This is a genomic window from Micromonospora sp. URMC 105 (genome assembly GCF_051386295.1).
Classification (GTDB): Bacteria; Actinomycetota; Actinomycetes; order Mycobacteriales; family Micromonosporaceae; genus Micromonospora.
Map to the genome: position 1 here is coordinate 44,688 of NZ_JBPQTL010000004.1, position 17,322 is coordinate 62,009.

The 17,322-nt window shown below is 74.7% G+C and carries 21 protein-coding genes; 12 read left to right on the forward strand and 9 right to left on the reverse strand.

The window, feature by feature from the left end:
- The first annotated feature begins 72 nt into the window (after positions 1 to 72).
- Positions 73 to 288, forward strand: coding sequence for a hypothetical protein (locus ACSNN7_RS02455; RefSeq protein WP_436678852.1), 216 nt, complete (start codon positions 73 to 75; stop codon positions 286 to 288).
- Here ACSNN7_RS02455 and ACSNN7_RS02460 read toward each other — a convergent pair.
- Positions 255 to 998, reverse strand: a complete 744-nt coding sequence (locus tag ACSNN7_RS02460) for a phosphodiesterase (RefSeq protein WP_436678853.1) — start codon at positions 996 to 998, stop codon at positions 255 to 257. The two genes, ACSNN7_RS02455 and ACSNN7_RS02460, sit on opposite strands and share 34 nt — an antisense overlap.
- Before the next feature lie 108 nt (positions 999 to 1,106).
- Between ACSNN7_RS02460 and ACSNN7_RS02465 the strand changes: the two genes are divergently transcribed.
- The 6 genes from ACSNN7_RS02465 (at position 1,107) to ACSNN7_RS02490 (ending at position 6,686) form a co-directional block, all read left to right on the forward strand.
- The gene (locus tag ACSNN7_RS02465) at positions 1,107 to 2,399 is read left to right on the forward strand and encodes a M16 family metallopeptidase (RefSeq protein ID WP_436678854.1); all 1,293 of its coding nucleotides are present in this window, start codon (positions 1,107 to 1,109) and stop codon (positions 2,397 to 2,399) included.
- A complete protein-coding gene (locus tag ACSNN7_RS02470) occupies positions 2,396 to 3,742 on the forward strand; it encodes a M16 family metallopeptidase (protein WP_436678855.1) in 1,347 nt (448 codons plus the stop codon). The genes ACSNN7_RS02465 and ACSNN7_RS02470 overlap by 4 nt, the downstream gene beginning before the upstream one ends.
- A gap of 72 nt (positions 3,743 to 3,814) precedes the next feature.
- On the forward strand, positions 3,815 to 4,840 hold the full coding sequence (locus tag ACSNN7_RS02475; protein ID WP_436678856.1) for an aspartate-semialdehyde dehydrogenase: 1,026 nt from the start codon (positions 3,815 to 3,817) through the stop codon (positions 4,838 to 4,840).
- Positions 4,841 to 4,983: 143 nt separating this feature from the next.
- Positions 4,984 to 5,424 carry a PPOX class F420-dependent oxidoreductase gene (locus ACSNN7_RS02480; RefSeq protein ID WP_436678857.1) on the forward strand — a complete coding sequence of 147 codons (441 nt, stop codon included), beginning with the start codon at positions 4,984 to 4,986 and terminating at the stop codon, positions 5,422 to 5,424.
- 90 nt (positions 5,425 to 5,514) lie between these two features.
- Positions 5,515 to 6,204 (forward strand): TMEM175 family protein, encoded by a 690-nt coding sequence (locus ACSNN7_RS02485; RefSeq protein WP_436678858.1) that lies wholly within the window; start codon positions 5,515 to 5,517, stop codon positions 6,202 to 6,204.
- Positions 6,205 to 6,269: 65 nt separating this feature from the next.
- On the forward strand, positions 6,270 to 6,686 hold the full coding sequence (locus tag ACSNN7_RS02490) for a CBS domain-containing protein (RefSeq protein ID WP_436678859.1): 417 nt from the start codon (positions 6,270 to 6,272) through the stop codon (positions 6,684 to 6,686).
- An 87-nt stretch (positions 6,687 to 6,773) separates the two neighbouring features.
- Here the strand turns inward: ACSNN7_RS02490 and ACSNN7_RS02495 are convergent, their stop codons facing one another.
- Complete coding sequence (locus ACSNN7_RS02495; protein WP_436678860.1) at positions 6,774 to 6,920, reverse strand: hypothetical protein; 147 nt, start codon at positions 6,918 to 6,920, stop codon at positions 6,774 to 6,776.
- Positions 6,917 to 7,057: a hypothetical protein gene (locus ACSNN7_RS02500; RefSeq protein ID WP_436678861.1), complete on the reverse strand. Its 141-nt coding sequence runs from the start codon at positions 7,055 to 7,057 to the stop codon at positions 6,917 to 6,919. The genes ACSNN7_RS02495 and ACSNN7_RS02500 overlap by 4 nt, the downstream gene beginning before the upstream one ends.
- Before the next feature lie 160 nt (positions 7,058 to 7,217).
- On the opposite strand from ACSNN7_RS02500, the gene ACSNN7_RS02505 reads away from it, so the two are divergent.
- Positions 7,218 to 7,586, forward strand: coding sequence for an SCP2 sterol-binding domain-containing protein (locus ACSNN7_RS02505; protein WP_436678862.1), 369 nt, complete (start codon positions 7,218 to 7,220; stop codon positions 7,584 to 7,586).
- Positions 7,586 to 9,646, forward strand: a complete 2,061-nt coding sequence (locus ACSNN7_RS02510; RefSeq protein ID WP_436678863.1) for an amylo-alpha-1,6-glucosidase — start codon at positions 7,586 to 7,588, stop codon at positions 9,644 to 9,646. Before ACSNN7_RS02505 ends, ACSNN7_RS02510 begins: the two co-directional genes overlap by 1 nt.
- 26 nt (positions 9,647 to 9,672) lie before the next feature.
- On the opposite strand, the gene ACSNN7_RS02515 is transcribed toward ACSNN7_RS02510, so the two are convergent.
- Together ACSNN7_RS02515 and ACSNN7_RS02520 are read right to left on the reverse strand one after the other, a co-directional pair.
- Positions 9,673 to 10,035, reverse strand: coding sequence for a VOC family protein (locus ACSNN7_RS02515; RefSeq protein ID WP_436678864.1), 363 nt, complete (start codon positions 10,033 to 10,035; stop codon positions 9,673 to 9,675).
- Positions 10,036 to 10,087: 52 nt separating this feature from the next.
- On the reverse strand, positions 10,088 to 10,735 hold the full coding sequence (locus tag ACSNN7_RS02520; RefSeq protein WP_436678865.1) for an alpha/beta hydrolase: 648 nt from the start codon (positions 10,733 to 10,735) through the stop codon (positions 10,088 to 10,090).
- Positions 10,736 to 10,873: 138 nt separating this feature from the next.
- Between ACSNN7_RS02520 and ACSNN7_RS02525 the strand changes: the two genes are divergently transcribed.
- From ACSNN7_RS02525 to ACSNN7_RS02535, 3 genes are all read left to right on the forward strand, one after another.
- Positions 10,874 to 11,623 carry a lysophospholipid acyltransferase family protein gene (locus ACSNN7_RS02525; protein ID WP_436678866.1) on the forward strand — a complete coding sequence of 250 codons (750 nt, stop codon included), beginning with the start codon at positions 10,874 to 10,876 and terminating at the stop codon, positions 11,621 to 11,623.
- 152 nt (positions 11,624 to 11,775) lie between these two features.
- Positions 11,776 to 12,384 (forward strand): cysteine hydrolase family protein, encoded by a 609-nt coding sequence (locus ACSNN7_RS02530; RefSeq protein WP_436678867.1) that lies wholly within the window; start codon positions 11,776 to 11,778, stop codon positions 12,382 to 12,384.
- Positions 12,385 to 12,388: 4 nt separating this feature from the next.
- Positions 12,389 to 13,336, forward strand: coding sequence for a GlxA family transcriptional regulator (locus ACSNN7_RS02535; RefSeq protein ID WP_436678868.1), 948 nt, complete (start codon positions 12,389 to 12,391; stop codon positions 13,334 to 13,336).
- Here the strand turns inward: ACSNN7_RS02535 and ACSNN7_RS02540 are convergent.
- The 4 genes from ACSNN7_RS02540 to ACSNN7_RS02555 form a co-directional block, all read right to left on the reverse strand.
- Positions 13,291 to 14,031, reverse strand: a complete 741-nt coding sequence (locus tag ACSNN7_RS02540) for a hypothetical protein (RefSeq protein WP_436678869.1) — start codon at positions 14,029 to 14,031, stop codon at positions 13,291 to 13,293. The genes ACSNN7_RS02535 and ACSNN7_RS02540 overlap by 46 nt on opposite strands.
- A gap of 76 nt (positions 14,032 to 14,107) precedes the next feature.
- Positions 14,108 to 14,824: a response regulator transcription factor gene (locus ACSNN7_RS02545; protein WP_436678870.1), complete on the reverse strand. Its 717-nt coding sequence runs from the start codon at positions 14,822 to 14,824 to the stop codon at positions 14,108 to 14,110.
- A complete protein-coding gene (locus ACSNN7_RS02550; RefSeq protein WP_436678871.1) occupies positions 14,794 to 15,984 on the reverse strand; it encodes a hypothetical protein in 1,191 nt (396 codons plus the stop codon). Before ACSNN7_RS02550 ends, ACSNN7_RS02545 begins: the two co-directional genes overlap by 31 nt.
- Entirely contained in the window at positions 15,974 to 17,152 is a 1,179-nt protein-coding gene (locus tag ACSNN7_RS02555; RefSeq protein WP_436678872.1) for a sensor histidine kinase, read from the reverse strand. The genes ACSNN7_RS02550 and ACSNN7_RS02555 overlap by 11 nt, the downstream gene beginning before the upstream one ends.
- Positions 17,153 to 17,322: the final 170 nt, after the last annotated feature.

The following is a 17,322-nucleotide window of genomic DNA, read 5'->3' on the forward strand; positions in this document are numbered from 1 at the left end:
CGCCCGGCGCCGGCCCGGCCGCGCGCGATCTTGCGGGCGTGTCGGGCGGTCCCGCGGGGTATGAGGTTCGGCATGAGTCACGAGCAGAGCGACCAGGAGCGGGTGGAGTCCCGTGCCCACCTGCTGCCCGAGGAGGCGGCGGTCGGCAGCGACGACCCGCAGGCGCAGGCCGACGCCATCCTCACCGAGTCCGACATCCGGGAGGAGGACCGCAACGCCGCCCCGGACACCGTGCTGGAGCAGCGCACCTCCGATCAGACCGCGACCTCGATCGAACCCCCCGACTGATCGGCCGCCCCCCGGGCCCGGCGGGAACCCCGGTAGGTCTGCTCGCGTAACCAGGCGAGCGGGCCCGCCGCCCGCAGGCCCGCCGGCAGGTTCCGGACCGGGTCGAAGGCCAGCGCGGCGTCCGTCCGGGCGTCCAGCTGCCCGCCGAGGGTGACCTGGCCGATCGGCCGCCACGGCCCGACGGCGGACGCGACCGCGAGCACCAGCCGCGGCGCGTCCGCCCGGGTCGCCGCCGCCACCTCGGCCAGGCTCCGGCCCAGGTCGGGCGAGTCCGGGTCGGCCAGCGCCGCCAGCCACAGCCGCCGCGCCCCGGCCCGGAACGGCATGATCGTGCTGTACGTCCCGGCGAAGCGCCGCCGGGGCAGTGGCACGTTGCGCAGCACCGGAGCGGCCCCGCTGGAGCTGACCAGCAGGTCGAACGCCCGGGCGCCGGCCAGGTGCAGCCGGACAGCCAGCCCCAGCACGTCCGGCCAGCCGTCCGGCGTGGGCACTCCCCGGGAGACCCGCACCGTGGCCGGGTACCGGCCCGGCTCGTCGAGCAGCGCCACGCCGGTCGGCGGTCCGGGCGTACCCCAGATCATCACCTCGGCGGTGAACGAGCGGCCGGCCGGATGCAGCAGGCGGGCCCCGCGCCGGCGGGTCAGGACGGCGGCGGCCCCGGCGACGGCGGCGGCCGCGCCGGCGGCGAGGCGGGGGGAGGGGCTCGGCATGCCCCTGCGGTACCCGCCCGCCGCCCGGTCGATGCCCGCCGCGCCGCGCGGGCTCGCCGACCGACGACGAGTCCACTTTCCGCCCGGGAGATCGGATAGCGTCGGGTCATGCCCGACAGCGGTTACCCCTGGCCCATCGAGACGACCCGACTGGACAACGGCCTGCGCGTGGTGGTGAGCGAGGACCGCACCGCCCCGGCGGTGGCGGTCAACCTCTGGTACGACGTGGGATCCCGGCACGAGCCGGCGGGGCAGACCGGTTTCGCCCACCTCTTCGAGCACCTGATGTTCGAGGGGTCGATCAACGTCGCCAAGACCGAGCACATGCGGCTGGTCCAGGGCGCCGGCGGCTCGCTCAACGCCACCACCAACCCGGACCGGACGAACTACTTCGAGACCGTCCCGGCCGAGCACCTGGAGCTGGCGCTCTGGCTGGAGGCCGACCGGATGGGCGGCCTGGTGCCCGCGCTCACCCAGGAGACGCTGGACAACCAGCGCGACGTGGTGAAGAACGAGCGCCGCCAGCGCTACGAGAACGTGCCGTACGGCGACGCCTGGCTGCGGCTGCTGCCGCTGCTCTACCCGCCCGGCCACCCGTACCACCACGCGACGATCGGCTCGATGGCCGACCTGAACGCCGCCGACCTGGCCACCTTCCAGGCGTTCCACGCCACCTACTACGCGCCGAACAACGCGGTGCTCACCGTCGTCGGCGACGCCTCCGCCGCCGAGGTCTTCGCCCTCGCCGACAAGTACTTCGGGGCGATCCCGCCGCGCGAGGAGATCCCCGCCGCGCCGGACGGCCGGACCGTCGCGGCCACCGGCCGGGCCGCCGTCGAGACGGTCACCGGCGACGTCCCCGCGCCCCGGGTGTACGTCGCGCACCGCACCCACCCCTTCGGCACCCCCGGGTACGACGTGGCCACCGTGCTCGCCGCGGTGCTCGGCAGCGGCCGGGGCAGCCGGCTCTACCAGCGCCTGGCCGACGGTGAGCGGATCGCCCAGCCGGACCTGGTCGGGGCGTACGGGGTGGACCTGGCGCACGCCCCGGCGCCGCTGATCGCCACCGCCACCGCCCGCCCCGGGGTGGGCGCCGAGCGGCTGGCCGCCGGCGTCGCCGAGGTCGTCGACGAGCTGACCACCGTGCCGGTGACCCACGCCGAGCTGGACCGCGCCAAGGCGCTGCTCAGCACCGCCTGGTGGCGGCAGATGTCCACGGTGGACGGCCGGGCGGACACCCTCGGCCGGTACGCCACCCAGTTCGGCGACCCGGCCAAGGCCGCCGAGCGGCTGCCGGCCTGGCTGGCGGTGACCGCCGACCAGATCGCCGAGCTGGCCGCCGAACTGCTCGGCGCCGACGACCGGGTGACCCTGACCTACCTGCCGGAGGAGACCCCATGACGCTGATCGCCGCCCGTCCCGGCGCGGGCACCCCCCGCCCGTACCGGTTCCCCGCCGTGATCCGCCGGGAGGTCGCCGGCGGCCGGGTGGTCGCCGCGCACCTGCCCGGGCAGAACCTCGCCGTCGCGGTGCTGCTGCTCGACGCGGGCGCCGGCCGGGAGCCGGTCGGCAAGGAAGGGCTCGGCGGGGTGCTGGCCAAGGCCCTGGAGGAGGGCACCGCCCAGCGGGACGCCACGACCTTCGCGCTGGCCGTCGAGGGGCTCGGCACCGAGCTGGTGACCGGCCTGGACTGGGACTCCTTCCAGGTCAGCGTGCAGGTGCCGGTGGACCGGCTGAGCGCGGCGGTGGACCTGCTCGCCGAGGCGGTCCGCACGCCCCGGCTCGACCCCGACGACGTGCGCCGGGTCCGCGACGACGAGGCGACCGCGCTGCGGATGGACTGGGCCAACCCCGGCCCGCGCGCCGACGCGGCGCTGCGCGCCGACCTGTTCGGCGCCGACAACCGGTGGGGTCGCCCCATGTACGGCGACCCGGACTCGGTGGCCGGGCTGGACGTCGAGGACGTCACCGTCTTCCACTCCGAGTGGTTCCTCCGGCCCGGCACCCTGATCGTCGCCGGTGACCTGGACCGCTTGGACCTGGACGCGCTCGCCGCGGCGGCGTTCGCCGGCACCGGCGGCGGTCCGGCCGAGCGCGGCGGCCCGATCGAGGTGCCGCTGCACACCGGGCGGCGGATCCTCCTGGTGGACCGGCCCGGCTCGGTGCAGTCCACGCTGCGGCTCGGGCACCCGTCGCCGCACCGCGCCCACCCGGACCACGTGCCGATGACGCTCGCCGGGACGGTGCTCGGCGGGGCGTTCACCTCCCGGCTCAACCACCTCATCCGCGAGGTGCGCGGCTACACCTACGGCATCCGGGGCGACTTCGCCTCGTCGCGCCGCTTCGGCCGGTTCGCGGTCAGCTCCGGGGTGCAGACCGCGGTGACCGCGCCGGCCCTGGTCGAGGCGGTCGGGGAGATCACCCGTACCCAGGTCGGCGGGGTGACCGCCGACGAGCTGGCGGTGGCGAGCTCCTGGCGGGCCGGCCAGCTCTCCGTCGAGTTGCAGAGCCCCCGGGCGATCGCGTCGGCGCTGACCACCCTGGTGGTGCACGACCTGCCGGACGACTACCACGCCCGGCTGCGCGAGTCGCTGCTCGCCGCGGACGTGGCGCAGGTCTCCGCCGCGGCCGCCGCCCACCTGCACCCGGAGTCGCTGACCCTGGTGGTGGAGGGCGACGCGGCGATGATCCGCGACGAACTCCTGGCCACCGGGCTCGGCGAGGTGACCGACGCCACGCTCTGATCGGGCCGGATCCGGTCCGGGCGGTGGGAAAGCATTCCCGCCCGGGCCGGCCGGCTGGGTAGCCTCGCGGGCATGAGGATCGGCATTGTGGGAGCCACCGGCCAGGTCGGTGGCGTGATGCGGCAGGTGCTGGCGGAGCGCGACTTCCCGGCGGAGCAGGTACGGCTCTTCGCCTCGGCCCGGTCGGCCGGGCGCACGCTGCCCTGGCGCGACGGCGAGGTGACGGTCGAGGACGCGGCCACCGCCGACTACTCGGGGCTGGACATCGTGCTCTTCTCGGCGGGCAAGGGCACCGCCAAGGAGCTCGCCCCCCGGGTGGCCGCCGCGGGCGCCGTGGTGATCGACAACTCCTCGGCGTTCCGGATGGACCCCGAGGTGCCGCTGGTGGTCGCCGAGGTCAACCCGGACGCCGCCGCCGTCCGCCCCAAGGGCATCATCGCCAACCCGAACTGCACCACGATGGCCGCGATGCCGGTGTTGCGCCCGTTGCACGCCGAGGCGGAGCTGGTCAGCCTGGTCGTCTCGACGTACCAGGCGGTCTCCGGAGCCGGCCTGGCCGGCGTCGCCGAGCTGGACGAGCAGGTCCGCAAGGTCGCCGAGGACGCCGCCGGGCTCGCCTTCGACGGCGCCGCCGTGCAGTTCCCCGAGCCGCGCTCCTTCGCCCGGCCGATCGCCTTCAACGTGCTTCCGCTCGCCGGTTCGATCGTCGACGACGGCTCCTTCGAGACCGACGAGGAGCAGAAGCTCCGCAACGAGAGCCGCAAGATCCTGGACATCCCGGGGCTGAAGGTCTCCGGTACCTGCGTCCGGGTGCCCGTCTTCACCGGCCACTCGCTCCAGATCAACGCCCGGTTCGCCCGGCCGCTCACCCCGCAGCGGGCCCGTGAGCTGCTCGCCGACGCGCCCGGCGTGGCCCTCTCCGACGTGCCCACCCCGCTGCAGGCCGCCGGCCAGGACCCGACCTACGTGGGCCGGATCCGCGCCGACGAGACCGTCGAGCACGGCCTGGCGTTGTTCTGCGCCAACGACAACCTGCGCAAGGGCGCAGCCCTGAACGCCGTTCAGCTCGCCGAGCTGGTCGCCGCCGAACTCCGCTGAGCGGCCGCTCCACCCCGCCGACCTCTCGGTCCCGTCCCGTCGCGCCGTCGACGGGGCGGGACCCGAGGCGTGTCGGATGGTGGTGCAGCGGCTGGGTGCGGTGGGATGGGGGCCGGATGCGGCTACTCGACGCGGAGGATCTGATGGCGGACGAACGGAACGCGGCGGCCCTGACCGACCTCATCGCCGGCGGCCGGATCGGCGTGCTGGCCACCGTCAAACGGGACGGCCGGCCGCAGCTGTCCAACGTGGTCTACGCCTTCGACCGGGACCGGGAGCTGATCCGGGTCTCGGTCACCGACGGCCGGGCCAAGACCGCCAACCTGCGCCGTGACCCCCGGGCCAGCTTCCACGTCAGCGACGACGACGGCTGGGCGTACGCGGTGGCGGAGGCCCGGGCCGAACTGACGCCGGTGGCGGAGCGACCGGACGACCCCACCGTCGAGGAACTCATCGGGCTCTACCGGGCGGTGCAGGGCGAACACCCCGACTGGGACGACTTCCGCGCCGCCATGGTCGCCGAGCGGCGCCTCGTGCTGCGCCTGCACGTCGAGCGGATCTACGGCATGGCGCCGCCCCGCTGAACACCCCGGCGGTGTGGCGGTGGCCCGGCGGGTATACCCGGCTCCTGCACAGCGCCGGCGACCGCACCGTCGGCGGGAACGGGGGAGCCGATGGGCGCCGAGCGGGGACGAGCGGAACCGGCCCAGGCGCAGGAGGAGGCGGCGCTGCGGTCGGACATCGGCCGGGCCGTCGGGTTCAGCGACGCCGTCTTCGCGATCATCATCACGGTGCTCGTGCTGGAGCTGAGCCCGCCCGAGGTGCAGCCCGGCGGGATGGCTCACGCCCTGGCCGAACAGTGGCCCACCTACCTGGCCTACGTGACGTCGTACCTCTGGGTGGCGGTGGGCTGGCTCAACCACAAGGGGACCTTCCACCGCGTCCGCTGCACCGACCGGGGGCTGCACTGGTGGAACCTGGCCGTGCTCTTCACCACCGCGCTGCTGCCGTTCGCCACCGTCGTCCTCTCCCGGTCGGTGCAGGCCGGCGACCGGGCCGACGAGGTGCTCGCGGTGGTGCTCTACGCCCTGGTGGGCGTCCTGCTCTCCGTCGCCTGGCTCGGGCTCTACCACTACCTCAGCCGGCACCAGGACCTGTTGCAGCAGCACGTCCCGGCGCGGTTCTTCGGCGTCGAACGCGGCCGGGCATTGTTCGGCATCGTCGCGTACGCGGTGGCCGCGCTGGTCGGCGCGCTGGGCAGCGTGCCGGTGGCACTGGGGATCTTCCTGCTCCTGCCGGTGTTCTACGCGCTGTCCAGCAACGGCTTCTACGACCTGCGGCGGCGGATGCGGCGGCCCGGGTGAGGGTGGCGTTACCTGCTGCGGGGCGGCGGGTAGACGGGGCCTGCCGACACCGAGAGGGGAGCACCATGACAACGGTCGGAGAGTTCATGACGACCCGGTTGGTGACGATGGACGGCGACGACACGCTGACCGCGGCGGCGCAGGAGATGCGAGACAGCGCGATCGGCGACGTGGTGGTGACCGCGGGAGACGACGTGGTCGGCATCGTGACGGACCGGGACATCACGGTCCGTGGGGTGGCCGAGAGCATGGATCCGAACACCACCAAGCTCAACGAGATCACCAGCAAGGACGTGGTGACGGTCAGCCAGTACGACGACGCGGTCGCCGCGGCCGACCTGATGCGCACCTACGCCGTACGGCGGCTGCCGGTGATCGACGACGGGAAGCTGGTGGGCCTGGTGTCCATGGGTGACCTGGCCGTCGAGCGGGAGCCGCAGTCGGTGCTGGCGGACATCAGCGCCGACGAGCCCAACAACTGACCCGCCCGCCGCGGGCTGTGCCGCCGGCTCCCGTTCCCGGGGGCCGGCGTCCGGCTCTCCGCCCTCGGGACGGCTCCACCCGTACCGTCACGGCGGACGCCCCGCGGGCCAGTCGTACCGCCTCCGCCTGGCCCGGTCGAGGCCGCTGCGGCCGGACTGCCTGGCGCGCCAGGTGCCCACGATCTCGCCGCCGACCAGCAGCGCGCCCGGGTCGCCGATCTGCGCCCGGCTCACCGCGCCCCGCGCGCGGCCAGCGCCAGCCGAGCCGAACCGTAGGGGGTGTCCTGCACGCCCAGGTCGAGCACCGCCAGGCCGGCCGGGCGCAGCCCGGGCCGGTCGAGCTGCTGCGCCGCGGCCCGGTGGGCGAGCACCCGGCCGCGATCGACCCCTCCCGTCGTCCGAGCCGCGGGCTGCTGCGCCGGTACGACGTCCCGCCCCGGCTCACCCGAACCGGGCGAGGTTGACGGCGCGGGGGAGGGGGACCCGGTCGGCGTACGTCGTAATGCCGTGGATCGACGGGGGGAGTGGACGGTGGACCAGACCACGAGGTTCTTCGAGGATCTCGACCGGCGCGGTTACGAGCCCCTGCTGGAGAAGACCTCGGGAACGTTGCGCTTCGACCTGCACGAGGGGGCGCAGACCACCCACTGGCTGCTCCGGGTCGACCGGGGCCGGCTGGAGGTCAGCCGGGAGGACCGGGAGGCCGACACCGTGATCGGCACCGACCCGCGGTTCTTCGGGGACATGGTCGCGGGCCGCGAGAACGCGATCGCCGCGGTGCTGCGGGGCGACATGACCGTCTCGGGCAACCCGCGACTGCTGCTCCAGGTGGAGCGGATCTTCCCCGGTCCCGCCAGCTCCCGCGGCCCCCGTCACGAATACCGCAGGGAGGCCCGCTGATGGCGCAGAGCAACACGATCCGGATCCTCGACGGCAATACCTTCGTCGTCTCCGAGGACACCGGCGACATCGAGGCGACGCCGAGCGAACCGACCGGCCTGTTCAACCTCGACACCCGCTTCCTGTCGAAGTGGGTGCTGACGGTCAACGGCGAGCGGCTCAACACGCTCTCCTACGACGACCTGCAGTATTACGAAGCCCGGTTCTTCCTGGTGCCCGGCATGGCCACCCACTACATCGACGCCAAGCTGTCGATCATCCGGGAGCGTGCGGTCGGCGGGAGCTTCCGCGAGCAGGTGACCATCCTCAACCACGACGAGAAGGCGGTGGACCTGGAGATCCGGATGGACGCCGGCTCCGACTTCGCCGACCTGTTCCAGGTCAAGGACGAGATCGTCAACAAGAAGGGCGAGATCTACACGGAGGTGGAGGCGGACCGGCTGCGACTGGGCTACCGGCGAGGCAACTTCCGGCGGGAGACGGTGATCTCGGCGTCCCGACCCGCCCGCTACGACAAGAACGGGTTCGCGTTCAGCGTCCACCTGGAACCGAACGAGCAGTGGGACACCGACATCGAGGTGAACACGTTCGCGCTCGGCCCCGGCGGCCGGGACCTGCGGATGGGTGTGCGGGCGCACGGCACCGAGCGGCTCGCCCTCCAGCACGACCTCGAGGAGTGGGTGGCCAAGGCTCCGAAGGTCAACAGCGAGCACCCCGAACTGGCGTCCACCTACCGGCGCAGTCTGATCGACCTGGCCGCCCTGCGCTTCTCGCCGCTGTCCCTCGGTGGCCAGGCGCTCCCCGCGGCCGGCCTGCCCTGGTTCATGACGATGTTCGGGCGGGACAGCATCCTGACCTGCCTGCAGGTGCTGCCGTTCGCCCCCGAGCTGTCCAAGACCACGCTGCGCATCCTCGGCGCGTTGCAGGGCACCCGGTTCGACGACTTCCGGGACGAGGACCCGGGCCGGATCCTGCACGAGATGCGCTACGGCGAGACCGCCGCCTTCGAGGAGCAGCCGCACTCGCCGTACTACGGGTCGGTCGACGCCACGCCGCTCTTCGTGATCCTGCTCGACGAGTACGAGAAGTGGAGCGGGGACGTCGCGCTGGTACGCGAGCTGGAACGGGAGTGCCGGGCCGCGCTCCACTGGATCGACGACTACGCCGACCTGGTCGGCAGCGGCTACATCTGGTACGAACGGCGCAACAGCGACACCGGCCTGGAGAACCAGTGCTGGAAGGACTCCTGGGACTCGATCCAGTACCGCGACGGCACGCTGCCGCCGTTCCCCCGGGCCACCTGCGAGGTGCAGGGCTACGCGTACGACGCGAAGGTGCGCGCCGCGCGGATGGCCCGGGAGTTCTGGGGCGACCCGGCGTACGCCGACCAGCTGGAGCGGGAGGCGGCGCAGCTCAAGGAGCGGTTCAACCGGGACTGGTGGGTGGAGGACGGCGAGTACTACGCCCTCGCGCTGGACCCGGAGGGGCGCCAGTGCGCCACGTTGAGTTCGAACATCGGGCATCTGCTGTGGAGCGGCATCGTCGACGACGACCGGGCCGAGAAGATCGCCCACCACCTGGTCGGTCCCCGGCTCTTCACCGGCTGGGGCGTGCGTACCCTCGCCGAGGGCGAGGTCCGGTACAACCCGATCGGCTACCACAACGGCACGATCTGGCCCTTCGACAACTCCTTCATTGCCTGGGGCCTGCGCCGGTACGGCTTCGCCGAGGAGGCCGGCACCATCGCCAGCGGGATCCTGGACGCCGCCCGGTACTTCGACGGGCGGCTGCCGGAGGCGTTCGGCGGCTACCCCCGGGAGCAGACGAAGTTCCCGGTGGAGTACCCGACCGCGTGCAGCCCGCAGGCGTGGTCCACCGGCGCGCCCCTGCTGCTGCTGCGGACCATGCTGGGGCTGGAGCCGCACGAGGGGCACCTGGCGGTCGAGCCGGTGCTGCCGGTGGGTATGGGCCGGCTCGAGGTGCTGGACATCCCCGGTCGCTGGGGCCGGGTGGACGCCTTCGCCCGGGGCCGCCTGGAAATCGACAAACTGGGCGACTGACCCGTTCCGCCTGCTCTCCCGCCCGCTCAGCTCTGGTGGGGGAGCAGGCAGAACTCGTTGCCCTCCGGATCGGCGAAGACCGTCCAGCCAGGCAGCTCCCGGACCACGGTGGCGCCGGCCTCCAGCACGGCGGCCCGCTCCTCGGCGTCGGCGACCAGGTCCAGGTGGATCCGGCCGGGGGCCGGCAGCTCCGTCAGTGGGGAGATCCACACGTCGGGCCGGTGCCGGTGCGGGTCGCGCAGCAGCACCGACTCGCCCGGCGCCAGCGACCGATCGGCGAGCTTCGCCTCGTCCTCGGCCACCACCGGCAGCCCGGTGACCACGCTCCAGAAAGGCGCGAGCAGGTACGGGTCGCGGCAGTGGATCACGATGGAGTGCAGCTCCGGCATGCGTCGACGGTAGCCCCGCCGGCCCGCCGGGGGCGGATGATTCCGGAGCCGGTCAGCGGGCCGGCAGGACGGTGTCGAGGAACGCGGCGGTGACCGCCCGGACGTCCGGCCGGTCCAGGGCCAGGCCGTGCCCGCCGTGGGTGACCCAGGTGTGGGTGGGGTGGCCGGCGGCGACCAGCGCCCCGGTGAGCGCGATCGACTGCCCCACCGGTACGGCCGCGTCGTCGGTGCCGTGCACCAGCAGCACCGGCACCCCGTTGCCGAGGTGACTGGCGACGGTCGAATCGACGGTGGCCGGGTCCCCGGCGGCCGGCGGGTGGCCCAGCAACGTGGCCCACGGGTCGTCGTCGGCCCGCGCCCGCCGCCACTGGTCGTCCAGCGGGTCGCTCACCGGCCAGTACGCCAGCGCCGCCGCCACGTCGTCCGGCCGGTCGATCCCGCGCAGCGCCAGGTGCAGGGCCAGGGTGCCGCCGGCCGAGTCGCCCGCGACGAGCAGCGGCAGCCCGCCGGCGCCGTCGCGGGCGGCCCGCGCCGCCCGGCGTACGTCGTCGAGCTGCGCCGGCCAGTGCGCCTGGTGGGAGAAGCGGTAGGTCGCCGCCACCACCCGCAGCCCCAGCCCAGCCAGGGCGGCGCCGTCCTCGTCCGACCGGCCGCGCCAACCGCCGGCGTGAATCCAGAGCACCACCGCACGTTGCGTCATCCCGCCATCCTGGGTCGCGGCCACCGCCTCCGGCGAGCCCTTCTGCCGGCGGCAGAGCGGTGGCCGCAGGACCGGGGGCCACCGGGGGCGGTGTCGCGGGCCTACGGCTGCGTAACCTACGCGGGGTAAAGTTGGCGAATGTCGGAACTCGTGTACCCCCCTGTGATCGCCGCCGCCAAGACGATGTTCCGGGTCCTCGACCTGCGCCTGACCGTCGAGGGCAGCCACCATGTCCCGCGTACCGGCGGGGCGGTGCTGGCCAGCAACCACGTCAGCTACCTCGACTTCATCTTCTGCGGCTACGGCGCGCACGAGTCCCGCCGGCTGGTCCGGTTCATGGCCAAGCACGAGGTCTTCGCGCACAAGGTCTCCGGCCCCCTGATGCGCGGCATGAAGCACATCCCGGTGGACCGCCGGGCCGGCGCCGGGTCGTACAACGCGGCGGTGGGTGCGTTGCAGCGCGGCGAGGTGGTCGGCGTCTTCCCCGAGGCGACGATCAGCCGCTCGCTGACCGTCAAGGAGCTCAAGAGCGGTGCCGCCCGGATGGCGCAGCAGGCCGCCGTGCCGCTGCTGCCGGTGGCCCTCTGGGGCACCCAGCGGCTCTGGACCAAGGGCCGGCCGAAGAACCTGACCCGCCGGCACACCCCGATCACGATCCTGGTCGGCGAGCCGATGGACCCGGCGGACTGGCCGGACGCCAACACCATGACGGTCGAGCTGAAGAGCCGCCTGTCGGCCCTGGTCGACCGCGCCCAGCAGGAGTACCCGGACAAGCCCGCCGGCCCGGAGGACTCCTGGTGGCAGCCGGCCCACCTCGGCGGCACCGCCCCCACCCTGGAGGAGGCCGCCGAGCTGGACCGCCGCGGCCGGCGCACCGCCACCTCCTGACCCGCCGGGCCTGGCGCCGGGCCGCGGCCAGGGCCCGGGGCCGCGGCAGGACCGGTGCTGCCGGGGAGGGGCCGGGGCGGTGGCCGGATCGTTCCGCACCCGGGCAGGATGGTGTCTGCCGCCCCGGCCGCCACCCAGCCAGGATCAGATCCATGAGCAGAGCAGCACTCGTCGTCATCGACGTCCAGGAGTCCTTCCGTCAGCGACCGATCTGGGCCCACGCGTCGCAGCCCGACATCGTCCGCCAGGTCGACCGGCTGGTCGACGCCGCCCGGCGCCGGGGCGATCTGGTGGTCTGGGTCCTGCACGCCGAGCCGGGCAGCGCCGGCGTCTTCGACCCGGCGCTCGGCCACGTCCGGCTGATCGAGGGGCTGACCCCGGCGGCCGGCGAGCCCACCCTGGTCAAGACCGCCCACAACGCCTTCACCACCACCAACCTCCAGCAGATTCTCACCCTGGCCGGCATCCGCGACCTGACCGTCTGCGGCATCCGCACCGAGCAGTGCGTGGAGACCACCGCCCGGATCGGCTGCGACCTCGGCTACGAGATGACCTTCGTGACCGACGCGACCGTCACCTTCCCGACCCCGCACCGGGACCTGCCGCCCACCGCCACCGTCGAGGAGATCCTCGCCGACCCGCGCACCCTGTCGACCGAGGAGATGATCGCCCGCACCGAGTACGCCCTCGCCGGCCGCTTCGCCACCGTGCGCACCGTCTCCGAGGTGACCGGAGCGAGCCCGGTCGGCGCGCGGAGCTGACGCCGTGGCCCGGGTCGTCTTCCTGCTGGCGCCGCAGTTGCACCTGCTGGATCTGGCCGGCCCGGCCCAGGTCTTCTCCACCGCCGCCGACCACGGGTACGACTACCGGCTGCACTACGTCGCCGAGCGGGACACCGTGCCGACCGTGCAGGGCGTACCGCTGGGGGCTGCCACCGAGTGGCCGGAGCTGGACGCCGGCGACCTGGTGGTCGTACCCGGATGGCGGCTCAGGGCGCACGGCCCGGCGGGGCCGGTCGGCCGGGACGACCTGCGGCGCCTGGCCGAGCACCACGCCCGGGGCGGCACGGTGGCGAGTATCTGCGCCGGCGCGTTCGCGCTCGGCCGGGCCGGCCTGCTGGACGGCCGGCGCTGCACCACCCACCACGACGTGCAGGACGACCTGGCCCGGGTCTTCCCGGCCGCCCGGGTGGCCCGGGACGTGCTCTACGTGGTGGACGACCGGGTGGTGACCTCGGCCGGCATCGCCAGCGGCATCGACGTGGCGCTGCACCTGGTGGCCACCCGGCACGGCCCGGCCGCCGCCGCCAGGATCGCCCGCACCCTGGTGGTCTACGCCCGGCGCAACGGGCACGAACAGCAGGCCAGCGCGATGATGCGGTACCGCTCGCACCTGTCCGACGCCGCTCACCGGGTGCAGGACCTGATCGACAGCCGGTTCTCCGAGCCGTTGCCGCTGGCCGACCTGGCCGCCGCCGGCGGGGTCGCCGAACGCACCCTGACCCGGCTGTTCCGCCAGGCCACCGGGCTCACCCCGCTCGGCTACCAGCAGCTGCTCCGGGTCGAGCGGGCCGAGCACCTGATCGGGCACGGCGCCACCGTCGAGTCCGCCGCCCGGGCCGTCGGGTTCACCGACGCCCGGATGCTGCGCCGGCTACGCGCCCGGGCTCACTCGCCGACCGCGTCCCGCGCCGACACCGTCGGCGCGCGGTAGTAGTCGTCGCGGGACAGGAACTCCACCGGCAGCGAACCGGGCAGCGTCACCCGGGCCGCGCCGCCGAACGGCCCGGACAGGGCCCGCCGGGCCAGCTCGTCCCGCTCCGGCGGGGAGAGCTCCACCAGGTCCGGATGGGCCAGCCGGAACGCGGCCACCGACCGGCGGACCAGCCGGGCCAGCTCCGCCACCGTGTCGAGCGGACCGCCGAGGGCGAGCGCCGGCTGCTGGATGGTCCGCAACGCGTCGCAGACCACCAGCAGCTCACCGTCGGGCGCCGGGAGGCCGGGCCCCGCCACGGCGGGCCCGGCCGCGGGTGGCAGCAGCTCCACCCGGGACGGCCACTGCCAGCGGATATGCCCGCTGACCAGGCGGGACAGCCGCAGACCGCGCCGGTGCCGGGCGCCGTCGCGGCCGTCCCGCCCGGAGACCACGGACAACTCCGCGCCGGCGCACACGTACGCCAGGCGGCGGTCGGTGACGGTCACCGTGGCCGGCGCGGGCAGCACCCACTGCCGCCGGGCGCCGGTGGGACTGAGCAGACAACCGGCCACCGGGGTACGCAGCCGCCGCAACACCCGCTCGCCCGGCTCCGGGACCAGTTCGTAGCGCCGGTCCAGCACCGGTCGGAGTTCGTCGTCCGGCGCGTCGAAGCGGTGCGGCGCGATGAAGAACGGAGACGCGTCCTCGCGCATCGTGACGACCTCCCCCGGGCAGTTGGCCTTCTGCCGGTAAGCCTCGCCGAGCGCGCCGGGCCTGTCATGACAGCCGTTAGGGGGTCGGCCAATCGGCCGCCGCCTGGGACCGGTAGATGCCGATCTCCTCCGGTCGGATGAGGCCGTCCTCGATCGCCCGGGCCAGCAGCGCCGCCTTGGTGGCCGCCGGCCGGCCCGCCCGGGTGTACTTGATCCGCGCCCGGTCCACGTACTGCTTGACGGTGTGCTCGCTGATCCGCATCCGGCGAGCCACCGACGCCTTCGACATCGACTGGAACCAGAGCAGCAGCGCCTCCCGCTCCTTGTCCGACAGGGCCGGCCGGTCCGGGCGGGGGTCGCCGACCATCGCGCCGGCCAGCGCCGGTGGCACGTACGGACGGTCGCTGGCGGCGGCCAGGACGGTGGCCACGCAGTGCTCCCGTCCCTCGTGCTTGGCCAGGAACGCCGCCGCCCCCGCGTCCAGCGCGGCCAGCATCGTCGCCGGGTCGGTGTGTTCGGAGTAGACCACCACCCGCCGGCCGGCCGCGCTCAGCTCGGCCAGCTTGTCGATCACCATCCGCCCGTGCAGGCGCAGGTCCAGCAGGACCACGTCGGCGTCCGGGGCGTCCCGCAGCACCTGGTCCGGGTCGTCGCCGGTGGCCAGCACGCGCAGCCGGGGCTCGGTGGCCAGCCAGGCACGCACCCCGTCGATCACCACCGGGTGGTCGTCCACGATGGCCACCCCGACCGGCCCGTCCCCGCTCACGTCCTGCGCCACCGGGTCTGCGTCCACCTGATCTCCCCGTCCCGCTCCTGCACGTGCTCCACCCGGCCGTCGTCCTCGACGTGGCTCGGTGGACCGGTCGCCTCCGGACCGTCCACCTCGGGAGTGACCAGGCTGACCGCCACCTCGTCCGGCGAGGCGACCACGGTCAGCCGCGCCCAGCGCGCCGCCTCGGCCAGCGCGGCGGTGGGCGGATCGACCAGCCGGCGACGGACCTCCACCGGCAGCGGCGGAGGCGTACCGATGGCGACCAGGTCGATCGGCAGGCCGTTCCGCTCGGCCAGGTCGGCGGCGGCGCGCAGCTCGTGCAGCAGCGGGTCCGGCACGTCGTCCGACTCGGCGATCAGCCGGCGCAGCCGGGCGGCGGCGAGCACGCACCGGCGCTGCACCAGCGGGTCGGCCGGGTCGGCGCGCCCGTCGGCCAGCTCGGCCAGCACCCCCTCGGCCACCCCGCTGACCAGGGCGAGCCGGGCCCGCCGCTCCCGCCCGGCCCACTCCGCCGCGTCCCGCTCGGCGGCCACGGCGAGGGTAGCCGCCGCCGTCGCGGCGCGGTCCCGGGCGAGGCGGGCGATCACCGCCGCGCCGGTGAGGACGGCGATCGGCAGCGACGAGGTGCCGTAGACGTACATCGCGTACCGGGTCAGGTCGGCGGGGGCCGTCGTCCCGTGCCCGAGCAGCGCGACCAGAGCGATCAGCGAGTGGGCGGTCAGCAGGACGAGCAGCCAGGTCAGCCGCCGCCCCCAGAGCGCCACCACGAAGAACCAGCCGAGGGTGCCCCAGACCCAGTTGGCGGCGGTGAACAACTGCTCCCGCCCGCTGGCCGCGAAGACCACCGCGTCCACCGTCAGCAGCACCACGACCAGCGGTGCCACCGGCGGTAGGCCGCCGCGTAGCAGCCGGACGCCGGCGTACCCGCCGGTCGCGGCGACGACCAGCCAGCCGGCCCCGACCACGGCCGGCGCGGCCAGCTCCGACCAGGCCCCCAGCAGCGCCGGCAGCGCGATCACCGCGTGCCAGACCAGCGCGATGGCGACCGCCGCGATCCGGGCGCCCCGGTCCGAGGCGCGGGCCACATCCACCGCCCGGACGTCGTCCGGGCGCACAAGGTCCGCCGGGGACGGGCCGGGCCGGGGTACGGCGACCGGGGCGGCGTCGAGGTCAGCCGACATGCGGCCATTCCAGCCGGATGCGGGTGCCCTCGCCAGGGGCGGAGGTCACCTCGGCGTGCCCGCCGATCTCGGCCAGCCGCCCGCGTACCGACTCGCGCAGCCCGTACCGGTGGGCCGGGACGGCGGCCGGGTCGAAGCCGGGACCGTCGTCGACCACCTCGACCACGAAGGTCTCCGCGTCTGCGGTCAGCCGCAGCGTGACGGTGGCGTCGGGCGCGTGCCGGGCCACGTTGGCCAGCGCGGCGGCGGTGGCGTCCGCGAGCGCCGTGGCGACCGGCGCGGGGGCGGTGCGGGGCGCCAGCTCGGCGGTCACCGTGAGTTCCGGGTGGGCGTCGCGGACCGTCCGCAGCCGCTGGTCGAGCGCGACCCGGCCGTCGACCGGCGCGGACCGCGCGTCGGCGAGCCCGACGAGGGTACGCAGGTCCGCCGCGGCCCGCCGGCGCAGCGCCGGTGACCCGTCGGGCACCGCGCCCAGGCCGACCATGGTGAGTGTGCCGAGAACCGTGTCGTGCAGGTCCCGGTTCTGCCGCCGCTCCGCCTCCCGGGCGGTACGGGCGAGCAGCGCGTCCCGGCGCAGGCCCTGGTACTCGGCGAAGGCCCGATCGGCCCGGCCGATGCGCCGGCGCATGACGGCGGTCATCATCGCCGCCAGCCCGGTCTGCCCGAGCAGGGTCGCCGCGTGGGCGGCGGCCTCGGCGGCGTTGCCGGCGGCGGTGGCGCCGGTGGCGTAGGCGGCGGTGACCAGCAGGCCGGCCGGGACCGACCAGCGGGCCGGTGCGGTGGCCTGCGCGTTGATCACCGTGGTGCTGGCCAGCACCGCGATCCAGCTCCCCTCGCCCGGCAGCACCTCCGGCGCGACCAGCTGGGGGATGAGCAGGCACGCCGCCGTGGTGAGCGCGACGTCCCCGGCGACCAGCGCGCTACCGATCCCGGTGCGCAGGGCGCGGACCGCGTACCCCACCGACCAGGCGGTGAGCACCGCGACCACGATCAGCAGCACCCCGGTCCGCACCGGCGGGGTGCGCACGGCCAGTGCGGTGACCGCCCCGACCAGCCCGCAGGTGAGCCGCAGCAGGGCCGGCAGGGTGGTGAAGATCAGCGTGAACGCGCCACCGGCCGGCCGGTCCAGCAACGACGGCGGCGAGGTCGGAGCGGGTACGGCCGACATCGGGGCGTCCTTCGGGCAGCGACCCGTCCGGGTCCGCGCAGCGGTGGATCGACGACGGAGAATAGCACGCAACGTCCACCGCGATCACCGTCGGTAGGCGTCATGTCGCTGACAGCTCAGCGGGCCGGTGCGGGACCGTGGCCGTGTGACGTATCGGGGGAGGCCGGCGC

Excerpts from the sequence above, each read along its gene's own strand:
- ACSNN7_RS02455 (WP_436678852.1), top strand. The coding sequence starts at position 73 with ATGAGTCACGAGCAGAGCGACCAGGAGCGGGTGGAGTCCCGTGCCCAC.
- ACSNN7_RS02540 (WP_436678869.1), bottom strand. The coding sequence starts at position 14,031 with ATGCGCGAGGACGCGTCTCCGTTCTTCATCGCGCCGCACCGCTTCGAC.
- ACSNN7_RS02480 (WP_436678857.1), top strand. The coding sequence starts at position 4,984 with ATGGCGGACGAACGGAACGCGGCGGCCCTGACCGACCTCATCGCCGGC.
- ACSNN7_RS02460 (WP_436678853.1), bottom strand. The coding sequence starts at position 998 with ATGCCGAGCCCCTCCCCCCGCCTCGCCGCCGGCGCGGCCGCCGCCGTC.
- ACSNN7_RS02530 (WP_436678867.1), top strand. The coding sequence starts at position 11,776 with ATGAGCAGAGCAGCACTCGTCGTCATCGACGTCCAGGAGTCCTTCCGT.
- ACSNN7_RS02520 (WP_436678865.1), bottom strand. The coding sequence starts at position 10,735 with ATGACGCAACGTGCGGTGGTGCTCTGGATTCACGCCGGCGGTTGGCGC.
- ACSNN7_RS02510 (WP_436678863.1), top strand. The coding sequence starts at position 7,586 with ATGGCGCAGAGCAACACGATCCGGATCCTCGACGGCAATACCTTCGTC.
- ACSNN7_RS02490 (WP_436678859.1), top strand. The coding sequence starts at position 6,270 with ATGACAACGGTCGGAGAGTTCATGACGACCCGGTTGGTGACGATGGAC.
- ACSNN7_RS02555 (WP_436678872.1), bottom strand. The coding sequence starts at position 17,152 with ATGTCGGCCGTACCCGCTCCGACCTCGCCGCCGTCGTTGCTGGACCGG.
- ACSNN7_RS02475 (WP_436678856.1), top strand. The coding sequence starts at position 3,815 with ATGAGGATCGGCATTGTGGGAGCCACCGGCCAGGTCGGTGGCGTGATG.
- ACSNN7_RS02550 (WP_436678871.1), bottom strand. The coding sequence starts at position 15,984 with ATGTCGGCTGACCTCGACGCCGCCCCGGTCGCCGTACCCCGGCCCGGC.
- ACSNN7_RS02470 (WP_436678855.1), top strand. The coding sequence starts at position 2,396 with ATGACGCTGATCGCCGCCCGTCCCGGCGCGGGCACCCCCCGCCCGTAC.
- ACSNN7_RS02515 (WP_436678864.1), bottom strand. The coding sequence starts at position 10,035 with ATGCCGGAGCTGCACTCCATCGTGATCCACTGCCGCGACCCGTACCTG.
- ACSNN7_RS02485 (WP_436678858.1), top strand. The coding sequence starts at position 5,515 with ATGGGCGCCGAGCGGGGACGAGCGGAACCGGCCCAGGCGCAGGAGGAG.
- ACSNN7_RS02465 (WP_436678854.1), top strand. The coding sequence starts at position 1,107 with ATGCCCGACAGCGGTTACCCCTGGCCCATCGAGACGACCCGACTGGAC.
- ACSNN7_RS02525 (WP_436678866.1), top strand. The coding sequence starts at position 10,874 with ATGTCGGAACTCGTGTACCCCCCTGTGATCGCCGCCGCCAAGACGATG.